Origin of the sequence: Planktothrix sp. FACHB-1365 (genome assembly GCF_014697575.1) — a bacterium.
Classification (GTDB): Bacteria; Cyanobacteriota; Cyanobacteriia; order Cyanobacteriales; family Microcoleaceae; genus Planktothrix.
In genome coordinates this window covers 1-13,192 of the sequence record NZ_JACJSC010000055.1, presented here as the reverse complement: position 1 = coordinate 13,192, position 13,192 = coordinate 1, and the positions used below count along the sequence as shown (strand labels likewise).

Below are 13,192 nucleotides of genomic sequence, written 5' to 3'. Positions count from 1 at the left end.
TACAGCTAGAAACACTCGCTAGACCGCCTAAAATTAACTTTTGATTACGGGACAAATCAGGAGATACTGGAGATAAAAAAAGCACACCTAGGGATGCGCTTAAAGCTAAAAATTTTAGGTACATCTTCTTACTTCAGTAGATTAATTTTTTGACTAGCTTGTGAGGAAAACTTTAGAGAAAATAACGCTTGAGACTCGCTTAACTCTTGCTTGATTTGTGATAACTCAAGCATGGCTTTATTGCCTTGAACTAAAAGCTTATCGCGGTTAATTCGAGTGTTAGCTTTCTCGAAGTTTAAGCCATCGGATAACTGCAACGTTTTCTCTTTTAGAATTGATAGATTAATTCCATCTTGATTAAGATTTTCACTTGCAGATAATACTTTAATTTCCGACCGCTTAACGTCAATCTGGCTAACTTTCAAATCATTAGATTTAGCTAAAATTTTATTGTCTAAAATCCCTAAATCTAAATCATACAAGCGTTGCTGTTTTTGCTCTTTTTGTAACTCGTATTGACCCTTTGTTACCATTTTTCAATCATCCCCTTAGCTTGATTAATCCGATTTTGACACTGAGAATAATCTGTTTTGAGTGACTTGTTCTGACTTTCAAGATTGACTTGATATGCTGTAGTTTGAACTTGATTAAATCCGAAACTAATCAAGTAACCTAAACAAACCGCTAGACCGAATTTAAAAGGCTCTAACATAATCCTAGAAGGGGGAATAAACCCCCATAATTAACACATTCCATTGAGTTTATAAGCTTCTAAATCATCTTGACTTACCCCAAACTTTGGGGAAGATACCGACAATTTGACTGAGATGGTAAGCTTAAAGTTTGTTGTAAGTTTTTCATCCGTTGCATGATTTCTTCTGGATTCATCAGCAAAAAATCTTGATTTTCACGCTCTTTTAACTGGGTATTTTGCTCCTGAATTTTAGACTGCAATAGGTTTGTAATTCCAGTGTTTTTTAGTGCTTCAAAATGTGAATCATAACACTCTAAATACATTCGAGCGTCAGAGAATGCGTCTTTCACCGCTTGGCTTTTTATGGCTTCATTTCTCAAGTCATAATCCGAGTAATGTGTCGTAGAAGTTTGGTTGTTTTGCGGAGTTTGGTTGTTCATTTCTTGCGGTTCCTTTGTTGTAGTTTGTTCGGTTGTTTTGGTTTGTTTCTGGGATGTTGTAACCATGATTTTTTAACTCCTCTATCAACTGTTTTTCTGCAAACTGTGGACTATGTTCTTTAGCAATTGTTGTGAATAATTCAAAAATTTTTATACCATCGTTGTTTAACGCTCCATCTCTAGGTTTATATTTCCAGTAGTCAGTATTTCCTAATATTTTAGATATCCTTTTTAGGTATCTATACCCTTTAGCTTTATCTAGTTCTAAGGCTTCAAAAAGGGTTTTTAACGCTGCATAGTCAACTGTTTCTGATAGCATCCATAGCCTACCTCTTTATGTTTCACTGCAACTATAAAATGATTGATTGCTACTATTACATTGAGACTATTCTCTAGTTGTATTCTAGTTGCGTTCTAGTTGCATATACACACTATAAAACCCCTATCTCTAGGGGTCAATTTACATCGTTATTTACTTCTTAATTCACTATGTAACCTAATCAAAATCACTGATTTTTATGCCTTGCTCCCACAGTCTTAACTTGAGTTTTGCAAGTTTAACAACTGATTCAGAAGGATACCTTTTATTCTTAGTATTAAGTTTGTAACACTTAATAGAATGTTCACTGATTCCTAACTCACAAGCTAACTGTGTATCGTTGATACCTAACGCTTGCTGATAATTAAAAATGATTTGAATGCCTTGTAACGCGGCTAATTCAGCCGTTTGAAGTGATATCATAGCTATGCTCCTACTGTAATTAGGGGTCACGCCTAGGGGTGTTTGCTGCACTGCCTAGGCATCTTTGTTAATGGCTCGATTATACACCCATCTCTAAAAAATCATCTCTGAATTTTATAGCGTCTTCTTTTCCCTCAAAACATTTAATTGTAAAATTCTCCCGAATCTTTTCTCTAAAATCAAAGTGATAATCCATCTCTAAAATAGCTTGTAAATACTTCTCAGAATCTTTAAAATTGCTGAACAGACAAGCATATTTTCTATCATTATATTGAGTGTAGGCTACCCAGTAGTTAATCATTTCAGTCTCCTATTTTTATATTTTTGAGGTTTGTTAGGGGGATATTTCACCCCCTTAATTATTCGATTATGCTACTCCTAAGAGTGTCATCAATTCAGGTTTTTTAAGCGGTTTACCATTAGAATCTTTCCATTGAACCTTTCTAAGTTGTGCCTCTTTTCTTAATTTTGCAACAGTCCAGGTTTGGGGTGTAGGGGTCGGTGTCGGTGTAGGTGTCGGTGTCGGTGTAGGGGTCGGTGTATCAATTAAAGGGTAAGCTGTGTGGCTTGTCTTTAGTGGTGTCTCGGTTGTCTGGATGTCTTCTACAATTTCCGATGTTTGAGGTGTCTGTAGCGTGGTTTTGTTGCGTTTGGATTTTGCTTTTTTCACTTCACAATCCCAAATTGATTTAGGAGCAAAAAGCCAGAGAGCAAGCGCGTAGAGAGTCGCTGCAATTGCGATTAAGATACTCTTCATTTTTCAAGGTTCCTGTTAGTTTGTTGTCAGTTTGTAGCGATAGGGGAGGTTTTTTGTTGCGTCTTCCTCAACCTTTCTGATACCATCTTAGCGTCTTCTATAGCCGTTGTCAAGATGCGTACCATTAAAGTTTTAAAAGCTTTTAGGATGTAGCGATAAGTCAAATTTATCAGTCGGGTTTGTAGGTTCTCAACAAAGGGGGAAGAGTCCCCCCATATCGATTATTTAGGTAATTTGTCCGGGTACATTTCTTGATATTTTTTGAGCAAATTATAGTTAATTCCAAAGCGTTTGTTAAGATAAGTTTTGGTAGGCTGCATATTGTTTTCTAAGCATTCATTTATCGCGTCTTCAATCTTTTGTAATGCCTTCTGTGAGTTCTCTTGATTGCGTTTGGCTACTCCATTACTAGCGTACAATTTGATGGCTTTATCAATATTTGAAATATCATTTATTGAGTCTGCATTCATCAAAATTATATTAAAGATAGCATCTTTTAAAGCTTTGACATCCCCTTTACCATTTTTCAATTTATAGCCTAATTTAATTGCTAATAATTCATCAGGGTTTTGGGTTGTCTCGGTTGTTTTGGTTTCTTTTTTAGCGGTCATGGTGTTTAATTCCTTTCGCTCTACATTTACAATAGTAGCGACTTCTATAGAGATTGTCAACCATTGTACCATAATTATTTTGTAGGGTTTTTATCTTACCCTATAAGAAAGTTTAATCATTTACCCCTTGTAGGTTCTCAGGATATGCGCTATTCTATAGGAGTAGTCAAAAAAGGAACCGATTAACATTATGCCAAGCCTAAATGCAATAGAAGTTAAAGAATTTGAATCCATCAAAAACGAATTAAAAAGACTCTGGGATGGTTGCGATATATCTTCTTTAGAATCGAGATTCATCCCTAAACGTTTAGACGGTAAACGAGTTGATTTAATACCCTGGATGAGTTCTAATTTTTCTAAGAAAACGGTTGACAACCTTTTACAGTTCCAAAGCTTATCTAATACAATCACTCAAAAATTATTAGATAGCAAAAACTCAGAGACAACTAAGGTTAAAAAACTCACAGTTTATCGCAAAATGATTGCAGAATTGTTAACAGAAACCTATGAAAAAAATAGCTATAATCTGATACCTTACGCTCTTTTTGCCTTTCCTGATAGTGGTGAGATAGTGTCAAAAACTAATCGAGATTATACAAAAGCAGTGCAAGCAAAAAACTCTGGGGATAATCGAATTCCCATCACAAAAAACATCCTTAATCAATTAATTGAAAATGCAATTAATGACTTGAGAAAACCAATAGGAAGTAATAAAGATTACGCCTCTAAAATGTTAGCAATAGAATTGTTAACAGGTAGAAGACAGTATGAAGAAATACTAGATACAGAATGTTTTATTGAGTTTTCTAATGATGGATTCTTCAGAGTGCAAGGGCTGGCAAAATCATCTAAAACTAAAAAAGAAACTGCTTTCAATCTCCCCTATTTAGGATTAAGCTATCAAAATTATGATGGAGAAATTGCAGAATTATTAACATCAAATCTCAAATTATTACGCTCTTTTGTCAAGGAAAAAAGTGAGTTAAAAACCCCGTTATCGGTGCTTTTAAACACTCTTGTCATGCAAGCTTCATTAGTACACGATAACATTTTAAAACCCGTTAGAATGGCTTCTAAGCTTGAAATGATTAATGGCAAAACTCATATTTTTCGCAAGCTTTATGCGTTTTCCTGTTACGTTTTCCTAGATAATTGTAGAAGCAATGAATCACAATACTTTGCTGAGGTACTCGCTGAGGGTACGATCGATAATTCTGGCTATCTAAAGTTAAACGATGTTACAGCTAAAAGCTATTCTATTTTTAGAATTGTAGATGAATTATAATTGTAGTATACTATAGAACTATTATCCCTATTTAAAATCATGCCTAGACAAAATTTTTCTAAGATAGAATCACTCCCTGAGAAAGATTTAAAGCGCATTCAATCCTTAGCTAAAAACGGTTATAGCTACAAATATATTTTTGATTGGTTGACAGAAACAGGGTTTAAAATTGCTGAATCCACTGTTAAGAATTGGCATAAAAAATATTTAGAATCTATTGCATCTGATGATGATAAAGCAAAAAAAGCACTATCAGCTATTGAAAAACAAGAGAGGGACACAACACCAGACCCATTAATAGATGATAAAAAAGATTTAGAAGCTATTAAGAAAAAGTGGGATGTACCTGATATAAATACTTTAGATATAGCTCCTGAAAGTGCCATTGGTGCAAGTCAAAAAATGATTTTTGATTTGTTTATGAGTGTCGGAATTCTGACAAAAAATCGACTAAATTTATATCAGAATGGTCAGGCAAAATTCCCCTCTGAACAGATAAAAGCACTCAAATTATTATTCGAGATGTACTCACCTTTGATGGGTGTTAATGAGTTGGTTAGTCCCAACGCTGCAATTAAATCTTTAGAGTCTTACGGGTACAATTTAGAAGGGTTAAAAAAAGCCAATGATGAAACTACCAATTAATTTAAAAAACCAGAGAAAACTACAAACTAGGGAAGACTTCAGAGCTAATTTACCCGACACTTGGGAAGAGTTCATCAGTCTTTTAAAGATTAGGTCAGGTGAGAATTATAAACAGTTTATAGCCTATGATTATCAATCACAATTAATTCAATTGTGTGAAAAAGAAACAACAATTCTAGCAGTAAAAAGCCGTCAGTTAGGGATAACACAAACTATTGCGTCTTACTTCCTATTTAAAGCTTGTAAAAACCCTGCTTATAGTGCAATTTGTTTTAGTAGAAGTCAGGATGATGTTAGCGCATTGTCCAGAAGAGTTAGGGATATGGCGTTACAATTGCAGTCTTTTGGAATCGAGTTATTGATCGATAATGTAGGATTAATTAAACTTAAAAATCTCGGTGAAATATACTTTAAAAATTCATCAAAAGAGGGTAGTCGTTCTTATGATTCTATCTCAGATTTTTTATTCGATGAAGCTTCTTTTGTACCCACAATCGAGAGTATTTATAGCACATCTAGCGCATCTAGTAGCATGGTTTCTAAGAGTTTAAAAATCATTGTTAGCACTCCAGGGTCAAAATTATCATGGTTTTATAAACAAGCTAATTTAAACAGTGATAAGCCTATAGATGTAATTTGTAATCAAGTGTCAAGCGGTCAATTATCACCCTTTTATCATATTAAAGAAGGGGGATTGTGCAAGGTTTTTATACATTGGAAAAGTCACCCTATTTATAGTAAAAATCCAAATTATTTAGAGTACCGAAAAGAACAAGACCAAACCTCTATAGAGGTAATTAATCGAGAGTATAATTTAACCTTTGAGGAGATAGAGGAGCATGGTATTTTTAATTCTAAAATCATTCAATTAGCTGCAATAGAAAACCCCATAAACAAGCCTATAGATGGGGTTGAATTCTATTTAGGAATAGACACTGCTACAGTGGGAGATGATTACTTCACAGCGTCTTTATTTTACTGGGATAATACAACCTTTAAGCAATGTTTCCTTTACCGTGATAGAAAAAAATCAATCGAGTTTTATCTGTTTAAGTGTGGGGAGTTGATAGAATCATTTAAACCTAAATGTGTATCAATAGAAACTAACTCTATCGGTGAGGGATTTTATCAACAGTTACAGCAAAATTACCCCAATATTTTCTTTAATAAAATTCATACGTCAGCCAATAATAAGAGTACAATGGTAGGGAGTTTACAAGTCTGGATTGAATCAAAAAAATTCACCCTATTAAACGATGATAGAGTTAAATTTGAGTTCTTAAATTTTGTTAGAATAGGGCAACAGTTACGCGCTTCTAGCGGTCATGATGATATCGTTATGAGTTCTGCTTTTTGCTTATCTGGCTTGATTTTATGCCAGAATAAAATCGCAAAACCGTCAACCATACCCATAGGATATTGATGCTATTACCCACTAATGATCAGAGAGATTTAACAGTAGATGATTATGATTTATTGGGGAAGATTCAACACCATTTTAATAAAGAATATACTCTATCAATTTATGCTGACATTGAAGGATATTCTATTATGGTTTTGGGACGGATACGGGAAGAAAATAACCGGAATTATATAATCTATTACAATCAAGAAAAGGGTAAACTGTACGCTCAAAAGATGCTAGATGAGATAATTTATCTCAAGCAATATTTTAAAAGTTTCCATAATGTTTACTGTGTCAATAATTCAGTTTTGAAAATTTTAATTGATAAGAATATAGGAAAAAATAAATATAATGCCATTGATTTTAAGCTAGAAGACATCCCCAATTATTTGTTATCAATTGAATTATTAATAGGATTAGATAAGCTTAGAATCCATCCACTAGCAAAAGAGCTAGGGAGTGATTATCAAGAGTTTAATATAAATATCAAAGCTTATTCAATCTATGCTCTAATGTTGCCTTTTGTAGAGTATAATGAGAAAAATGTTAATTATTGGTTTGGGTATTCTGTAGCACTCGATAAAGAATTAATTAACGATTACCGACATAATTACAGGGATTATTAATACTATGATTTATATGTTTAATGTTAGTAAAGATGATGGATTTTGTACCGTGATAGGTGAAATTATCAACATTTACAGTATAAAAATTCTGGAATTAATCGAGTGTGATGATATTAATTTATGGTGTCAAACTGTTAGAAAACTACATCAAAACTACAATGTAAGATATCACTATTATCTGGGAACTGATGATTATTTTAGTATCTTAAAATCTATTAGTCCTGAATATAAAAAACTGATTTATAGAAAAGAATGGGAAGAATTAAACTTAGAAAAATTGCTTAAAAAATTAACTAATAATAAGATAGAATTACCCCTAGAATGGGAACATCTGAGAGAGTGTATTTTTGATAAGGATATCAAGACAGATACCCTTAAACTAATCGCTTGTTTATCGTGCTTCTATGTTGAATTTAAGCCATATAGCGATGGAGTTTTTATACACTATAACCCAGTGCAAGAAAATGATATTATAAAGTCATTCTCACCCTTTGGAGATGTTAGTGTAGAAAGTGTTAAAAAACTTTTTGAGTAATATTATGCTGATAATAAAATTTTTTCAAAATCACCTTTTAAATCTAGTTCTTTAGCACGGTTAAGAATAGTCAAACGAATACTTAATAAATTTATATAACATGACTCATCATACTCAGTTAATATACAAAATGATTTAAAGTCGATTGGGTTTTTATAACCTTTCACACGCATAACTTCTATAATAAAAGGATCATTTATCTTTAAAAAACCGTAATATGATGTATTTTTACTAAAACCTAAAGTTAAAACTTCACTATTAATAAAATCTATATTTTGAGCGGATTCTAAATCATCAAAAACAGTTTCTAATAATTTTTTAATAGTTGTCCAAACTTTATTAGCTCTAACCCTAAAATCATTGCATAAAGCTACAAAAAACACGTCTTGCAATGTATATCTTGGTTTATCGATCATTAATCCAGACTGTCTCAAACTCAAGAATTGGCTTGCTGTTAGTCCTGCCAGTTTAGCCAAAATAGCTCCTGAAAATCGTGGTTTTGTTAAGTTGGTGTACATGATTAAAACCCCTCTTGCTTATTTATATAGTGTAATCTAAAAATTGCATACTACAAAATACTACTATACTACTTATTACAAATTATTAAAAGTCATCGATTTAATAAATTATCTTGTATATTAATAATATGCCACGAAAAGAGGGAGATGTGAACCCGTGAGAGACTTTGAGCTTGAGATGTTGGCTTGTGATGATGAAACTGTGGCTCTTGAATACATAGGAGAGGGCGCGCAAGCTAAAAATATCTTTCAAGGCAAGAAAACTCGCAAGCGTAAAAGTGATCATTCTGATGATTATCTCCCTCTTTTCATGCCTTTCAAAACCTAAAAATCTAATCAATCTAAGGAATTAAAATCATGGCTCTAAAAGCTAAAATTGCCAACAAAGTAGCGACTGAAGACAATGGCTTAACCATCGGTGAGATTATCGCTATTGAAGAAACTGAGGAACACACCGAAAAAGAAGGAAAGAAAGAGGTTTTCTACGCTTCTCAATTTGAATTCCAAATTGCAGTTAAGGGAACTAAGAAAGATATCTTGATGCGATTCTGGACTGGACAAAACATCAACTCTGAACAGTTTGAAGATGATGAATCAGGAACCTCTGACTACAACCGCCTAACCCGTTTCTTGCTCAATATGGGTTTGCTCGATTCTAAAAAATTAGCTGAATTAGACAAGGCTAAAATTGAAGATTCAGACATCGAATTAGACTCATTAATCGGTCAAAAAATCGAGTTTAAAATGAATAAATCTATTAAGCGTAAAGGATTATCAGTGATCGATATCAAATCGATTAAACCCGTCAAACCTGGTAAATAGGGTAAAATGTTAGGGGGATGTAAAACCCCCCTTAAAGAATATTATCGTCCAATTTATATCTAGTCACTTCAAATTATCCTATTAGCATTATATCATTTATGCCTTACATTTGTGACGGTGAAAATATTAATTTGATAGCTCCTGAAATTGATATAGAATATATCCTATCTCTTCCCAAGTTAACATTAATTCCAGATACAGAATACACTCAAAAACACTCAATGATTGTAGATGGTGTCGGTATTTATTCTCCACAATTGGCAAAAGATAAAGGTTTTGTATGGCTTTATGATGAGCTAACTCCTGACTTTCACCCTATCATTAATACTTTAGAAGTTGTAGGGATACGCTCATCAGTTCCACATTATTTAGATATTTTATTAGAAGAGTTAGGAGAAGTAGAAGAGAGTATTTTTGATGATGTTAAAAACCCTAAAAAAGCTTATGAAACTGCATTGAAAGAAGGATATTTTTCAGAGTTTTTTAACAAGTATAACCTCACTGAAGATAATATAATTTATAAAAGAAATAGTAAGGATAAAACATCATCATTAATCATTAAACCAGAATCTATTTTAGTTGAATTAGGTTTCTTTTTTCAACACGCTGACTTGTTTAAAATTTGGGGGCGGAATCATCAAGACTGGTTACTGAACACCGCTAGAATTAGCCAGTATAGGGTTTTAAAACTGATGGGAAGTAATGATAATAAGTGTATGTATCTGGATATTGAGAATAGATTGATAGAGGTCAAAATCAGTCTAAGGGAGTATATGTATAGGTTCCCACCTAGAAAGAAAGGGTTAGACGAGCAAGCAAAAATCTTTAGTGTTGGGTCAAGAAAAATTGACATTAAGAGAGACGATGTTGCTATAAAATTAGGAATAAAAAAAGAAGAAATAATGGAAAATATGTCATTACTTAGAGAAAATTTAATTGAAGAATTCATCAACTATTTAACAGTAGATTTGTTCACTTCTCACGGGTTAGACGTTACGCAACGGGAGTTATTACACGTTTTAAGAAATACCTTTAATTTAGATGATGTTGAAATATCCGATACAACGGGAGCCAATGTATCAAAATTTATTGTTAATTTGATTAGTAAAAATTTTAATCAATCATCTGATTCTGAAGAGTATAAACAAAATGAAGCTATTATTAAAAATCAGATGAAACTAACAAGAATTGATAACTTACAAGATATAGAATTGAATGATTTTGGTTATCAAATTTTTCTAACGGTAGGTGGTTTACTATTTAGTAGAATGGTAGAATATCCTTACCTAGAGGGTAATTTTGGAGATTTAGATCAACAGTCCTGCTATGCCACTGCTATGTCAAACTTAAAAGTTTACTTAGGGGAGCCAAAAGTAGTCACGTTTAAATACAAACATAAACCAAAGTTAAGAGAAGTTGCAGCGTTTGTTAAACAAAAAAATATCCCTAACGATGCCTTTTTTATTAGAGTATCAGGAAAGTTTATAAAAGCTATTAACACTCTCATTTTATCAGATTTAAGATTTGTTTCTAAGAAATTAAAAAACCCTGAAATCATCCCATTCAATACCGATATCCAATCATCTGCAATGGTAGCCAGTAACCCATCAAGATATGGAATTAATGATAGTAAAAAAATGTTAGGGGGTTTTAATAATGATAAGGTTGGCAAAAAATTAGCAGTGTCTACACTATTATTAAAAGAGGTTAAGTTTGGGTTAGTTAACTATGATATTTTAGAAGCTATTCAATTATTACCTGATGAATGGGTAGAAGAATATTTAGATTTAGATGTTAATTCCTTGGTTTATTTTGCTCCTGAACTAATAGTAGACACCCTAGAAGAGTTAGAAGAAAAACGCGCTCAATTACCTGATGAACCTATCCTACAGAAGTTTGATTTTGAAAAAGAAATTAATTCTCACACTTCACAAAATTATAAAAATAATGTGACTCTACGCTTTGATATTGGTGCTATATGGGGTGAACTAAAGACTAATAGAAATAAATACAAAAAAGAAAAAAACCCCGTTCAGGAAGTCTTAAAACTGTTCCAAAATAGCGGTTATGGGGTGTTAGCTTGTCTATACCTTGCTACTAATAATTTAATGGCTTCTAATCAAATTACTGCTCAGGCGCGAGTGGGTGCATGGCTTATGACTAATAGCTTGAATGGTTTTGCTCCTATCACTGATGGGACAGGGTTTTGTTGGGATACTATACCTATTGGGTTAAAATTCAAAGACATTTTAAATAATAGTCCAGAGTATCTTTTTAAGTATGATATTAGTATTAAATCAGGGTTAACTCTTCTTGAAAATAGGCAAAAATGGATTAATGAAAAGTTTAAGAAATATATGGCTAATTTCTATCAAGTAGACGTTAACCATCATCTAATTCAAAAGTTTGACTATGAACTAAAAACAGAAATATTTGAAACCCAAAAAGGTGAGAGTATTGAGACTGACTTGTTCACCATTTACATTAACTCTAATTCAGGAAATTATATCAAAGGTATGGGGGATTGTAGCGTTATGCTGAATGAAATTAGTTATGATTTTATTCATCAAATTGACTACCTAAAAGCACGCTCATATCATGCCAATGATGAATTAATTAAATGGTATTCAGAATCATTAAGAGATGGGTACAAGACACCGTTAATCTACTCTGAAAACAGTATTTTGAAGTTCGGAGATGGGACACAAAAAGTTATTCAGTTCTTAAAGGAAGTTGACCAAATTGTTCACCCTATGGGATTCTCAATGAAGGTTTTTAAGATGATGAAATTAATTAGTCGTTCTCAGTTTTTATTCCTGAATGAATCACAGTTGAGAAACTTTGAAACAAACGAGAATAAGTTAGCAGAAATTAGCAAGCTATTCACATCTAAAAAGTTTTGGGAAGAGTTCAAACATGATGAGAAAATAGAGGGAGTTAATTATCATGAATTCAGCAAGAATCACTCTACCGGAGTCGGGTTTGAAATATTAGCTTTGATGAAAAAATATAATGGCTCTATTCAAGCTATACGTCAATTAATACAGGGTAAAATATTAGAAGGTTGTAAAGATTTTAACGCAGGACTACACCTAGATAGAACTGTTGAAAAAGTTTTAAATGATGAGATTAAAAAAGTTTTAGCGACTGTTATCATGCTCAAAAAGAATGAAGATATTAAATTAAAAAACACATTATTAAACAGTCTCAATGAACCGACTTTATTAGTAGTTGGTCGGGAGAATGTTCACACTTTAGATGAGGTTTGGAGTGAGGAAGAATAACCCCTAAGCAATCCCTAGTCCACCCCCTAGCCAATTGGTTAGGGGGTTTTGTTTTGGGGGTGTAGCGTTCCGTTGCAGTGGGTTAGCCGTTGCCAGTGGGTTTTTTATGTAGTGCTTTTTATACTACAAATTAATCTGCCATTCAAAACCATTGATATATATAGGTTTAAGCGTATTACAAAATAAAAAAGCTGTTTTGGTAGATTCTGCCAATTTTTGCAATGGCAGATTTTACCTACATTAAACCCCCCATGTAGAAGAAAAAGCCAAAAAAGCGGGCGGGCGTTTTTGCGGGCGGGCGGTAAAGCGGGCGGGCGGTTTTGCGGGCGGTGGTGTGAGGTCTAGCGGGCGGGCGGGCGGTGGTGTGATGGTTTTGATGTACAAGGCAGTCAAGCGGGCGGGCGGGCGGTATTGCGGGCGGTGGTAAATTTTGCGATCGCAATTTCAAAATCCTAGAATAAGTTCCTGTTAGTTTGGTTAGAAAAAATTGAAGCAATTGTTAATAGAATGATAGCCGAAAAAAGAGGTATTTATTAATAGGAATTAAGAGAGATTTTAACACCTATAGCAGTGACTACACCTATAGTAAGACTACACCTATAGATGAGACTACACCTATAGTAAGACTACACCTATAGATGAGACTACACCTATAGTAAGACTACGCCTATAGATGAGACTACACCTATAGTAAGACTACGCCTATAGATGAGACTACACCTATAGTAAGACTACGCCTATAGATGAGACTACACCTATAGTAAGACTACGCCTATAGATGAGACTACACCAATAGAGATTGCCAAGGTTCTAGCTAGAACCTTGGCA

Annotated in this window: 16 protein-coding genes; 8 read left to right on the top strand and 8 right to left on the bottom strand. The window is 33.4% G+C overall.

Going from position 1 to position 13,192, the window contains the following annotated elements:
* Positions 1–128: 128 nt before the first annotated feature.
* From H6G57_RS28265 to H6G57_RS28235, 7 genes are all read right to left on the bottom strand, one after another.
* Positions 129–533 carry a hypothetical protein gene (locus tag H6G57_RS28265; protein ID WP_190525109.1) on the bottom strand — a complete coding sequence of 135 codons (405 nt, stop codon included), beginning with the start codon at positions 531–533 and terminating at the stop codon, positions 129–131.
* 253 nt (positions 534–786) lie between these two features.
* On the bottom strand, positions 787–1,074 hold the full coding sequence (locus H6G57_RS28260; RefSeq protein ID WP_190525107.1) for a hypothetical protein: 288 nt from the start codon (positions 1,072–1,074) through the stop codon (positions 787–789).
* Between the two features lies 1 nt (position 1,075).
* Entirely contained in the window at positions 1,076–1,453 is a 378-nt protein-coding gene (locus H6G57_RS28255) for a hypothetical protein (protein ID WP_190525105.1), read from the bottom strand.
* 177 nt (positions 1,454–1,630) lie between these two features.
* On the bottom strand, positions 1,631–1,876 hold the full coding sequence (locus H6G57_RS28250) for a hypothetical protein (protein ID WP_190525103.1): 246 nt from the start codon (positions 1,874–1,876) through the stop codon (positions 1,631–1,633).
* A 79-nt stretch (positions 1,877–1,955) separates the two neighbouring features.
* Positions 1,956–2,177 carry a hypothetical protein gene (locus H6G57_RS28245; protein ID WP_190525102.1) on the bottom strand — a complete coding sequence of 74 codons (222 nt, stop codon included), beginning with the start codon at positions 2,175–2,177 and terminating at the stop codon, positions 1,956–1,958.
* A 66-nt stretch (positions 2,178–2,243) separates the two neighbouring features.
* Positions 2,244–2,633, bottom strand: coding sequence for a hypothetical protein (locus H6G57_RS28240; RefSeq protein ID WP_190525100.1), 390 nt, complete (start codon positions 2,631–2,633; stop codon positions 2,244–2,246).
* A gap of 221 nt (positions 2,634–2,854) precedes the next feature.
* Positions 2,855–3,316, bottom strand: a complete 462-nt coding sequence (locus tag H6G57_RS28235; RefSeq protein WP_190525098.1) for a hypothetical protein — start codon at positions 3,314–3,316, stop codon at positions 2,855–2,857.
* A 118-nt stretch (positions 3,317–3,434) separates the two neighbouring features.
* Between H6G57_RS28235 and H6G57_RS28230 the strand changes: the two genes are divergently transcribed.
* Genes H6G57_RS28230 through H6G57_RS28210 form a run of 5 tightly spaced genes read left to right on the top strand, consistent with a single transcriptional unit; the run spans position 3,435 to position 7,740 of the window.
* Positions 3,435–4,529, top strand: a complete 1,095-nt coding sequence (locus H6G57_RS28230) for a protelomerase family protein (RefSeq protein WP_190525096.1) — start codon at positions 3,435–3,437, stop codon at positions 4,527–4,529.
* Positions 4,530–4,568: 39 nt separating this feature from the next.
* Positions 4,569–5,174: a hypothetical protein gene (locus H6G57_RS28225; protein WP_190525094.1), complete on the top strand. Its 606-nt coding sequence runs from the start codon at positions 4,569–4,571 to the stop codon at positions 5,172–5,174.
* Entirely contained in the window at positions 5,155–6,597 is a 1,443-nt protein-coding gene (locus H6G57_RS28220) for a terminase large subunit domain-containing protein (protein ID WP_190525092.1), read from the top strand. The genes H6G57_RS28225 and H6G57_RS28220 overlap by 20 nt, the downstream gene beginning before the upstream one ends.
* On the top strand, positions 6,597–7,205 hold the full coding sequence (locus tag H6G57_RS28215; protein WP_190525090.1) for a hypothetical protein: 609 nt from the start codon (positions 6,597–6,599) through the stop codon (positions 7,203–7,205). The genes H6G57_RS28220 and H6G57_RS28215 overlap by 1 nt, the downstream gene beginning before the upstream one ends.
* 4 nt (positions 7,206–7,209) lie before the next feature.
* Positions 7,210–7,740 (top strand): hypothetical protein, encoded by a 531-nt coding sequence (locus H6G57_RS28210; RefSeq protein ID WP_190525088.1) that lies wholly within the window; start codon positions 7,210–7,212, stop codon positions 7,738–7,740.
* Between the two features lie 2 nt (positions 7,741–7,742).
* Here H6G57_RS28210 and H6G57_RS28205 read toward each other — a convergent pair whose 3' ends face one another.
* The gene (locus tag H6G57_RS28205) at positions 7,743–8,258 is read right to left on the bottom strand and encodes a hypothetical protein (protein ID WP_190525086.1); all 516 of its coding nucleotides are present in this window, start codon (positions 8,256–8,258) and stop codon (positions 7,743–7,745) included.
* Positions 8,259–8,415: 157 nt separating this feature from the next.
* On the opposite strand from H6G57_RS28205, the gene H6G57_RS28200 reads away from it, so the two are divergent.
* From H6G57_RS28200 to H6G57_RS28190, 3 genes are all read left to right on the top strand, one after another.
* Positions 8,416–8,586 carry a hypothetical protein gene (locus tag H6G57_RS28200; RefSeq protein WP_190525084.1) on the top strand — a complete coding sequence of 57 codons (171 nt, stop codon included), beginning with the start codon at positions 8,416–8,418 and terminating at the stop codon, positions 8,584–8,586.
* 29 nt (positions 8,587–8,615) lie between these two features.
* On the top strand, positions 8,616–9,080 hold the full coding sequence (locus H6G57_RS28195) for a hypothetical protein (RefSeq protein ID WP_190525082.1): 465 nt from the start codon (positions 8,616–8,618) through the stop codon (positions 9,078–9,080).
* Positions 9,081–9,178: 98 nt separating this feature from the next.
* Positions 9,179–12,364, top strand: coding sequence for a hypothetical protein (locus H6G57_RS28190; RefSeq protein ID WP_190525080.1), 3,186 nt, complete (start codon positions 9,179–9,181; stop codon positions 12,362–12,364).
* Positions 12,365–13,192 lie beyond the last annotated feature (828 nt).

What these genes read in the sequence shown, in the direction of transcription:
- H6G57_RS28265 (WP_190525109.1), bottom strand. Translation starts at nt 533, where the DNA reads ATGGTAACAAAGGGTCAATACGAGTTACAAAAAGAGCAAAAACAGCAA.
- H6G57_RS28255 (WP_190525105.1), bottom strand. Translation starts at nt 1,453, where the DNA reads ATGCTATCAGAAACAGTTGACTATGCAGCGTTAAAAACCCTTTTTGAA.
- H6G57_RS28250 (WP_190525103.1), bottom strand. Translation starts at nt 1,876, where the DNA reads ATGATATCACTTCAAACGGCTGAATTAGCCGCGTTACAAGGCATTCAA.
- H6G57_RS28245 (WP_190525102.1), bottom strand. Translation starts at nt 2,177, where the DNA reads ATGATTAACTACTGGGTAGCCTACACTCAATATAATGATAGAAAATAT.
- H6G57_RS28240 (WP_190525100.1), bottom strand. Translation starts at nt 2,633, where the DNA reads ATGAAGAGTATCTTAATCGCAATTGCAGCGACTCTCTACGCGCTTGCT.
- H6G57_RS28235 (WP_190525098.1), bottom strand. Translation starts at nt 3,316, where the DNA reads ATGGTACAATGGTTGACAATCTCTATAGAAGTCGCTACTATTGTAAAT.
- H6G57_RS28230 (WP_190525096.1), top strand. Translation starts at nt 3,435, where the DNA reads ATGCCAAGCCTAAATGCAATAGAAGTTAAAGAATTTGAATCCATCAAA.
- H6G57_RS28225 (WP_190525094.1), top strand. Translation starts at nt 4,569, where the DNA reads ATGCCTAGACAAAATTTTTCTAAGATAGAATCACTCCCTGAGAAAGAT.
- H6G57_RS28220 (WP_190525092.1), top strand. Translation starts at nt 5,155, where the DNA reads ATGATGAAACTACCAATTAATTTAAAAAACCAGAGAAAACTACAAACT.
- H6G57_RS28215 (WP_190525090.1), top strand. Translation starts at nt 6,597, where the DNA reads ATGCTATTACCCACTAATGATCAGAGAGATTTAACAGTAGATGATTAT.
- H6G57_RS28210 (WP_190525088.1), top strand. Translation starts at nt 7,210, where the DNA reads ATGATTTATATGTTTAATGTTAGTAAAGATGATGGATTTTGTACCGTG.
- H6G57_RS28205 (WP_190525086.1), bottom strand. Translation starts at nt 8,258, where the DNA reads ATGTACACCAACTTAACAAAACCACGATTTTCAGGAGCTATTTTGGCT.
- H6G57_RS28195 (WP_190525082.1), top strand. Translation starts at nt 8,616, where the DNA reads ATGGCTCTAAAAGCTAAAATTGCCAACAAAGTAGCGACTGAAGACAAT.
- H6G57_RS28190 (WP_190525080.1), top strand. Translation starts at nt 9,179, where the DNA reads ATGCCTTACATTTGTGACGGTGAAAATATTAATTTGATAGCTCCTGAA.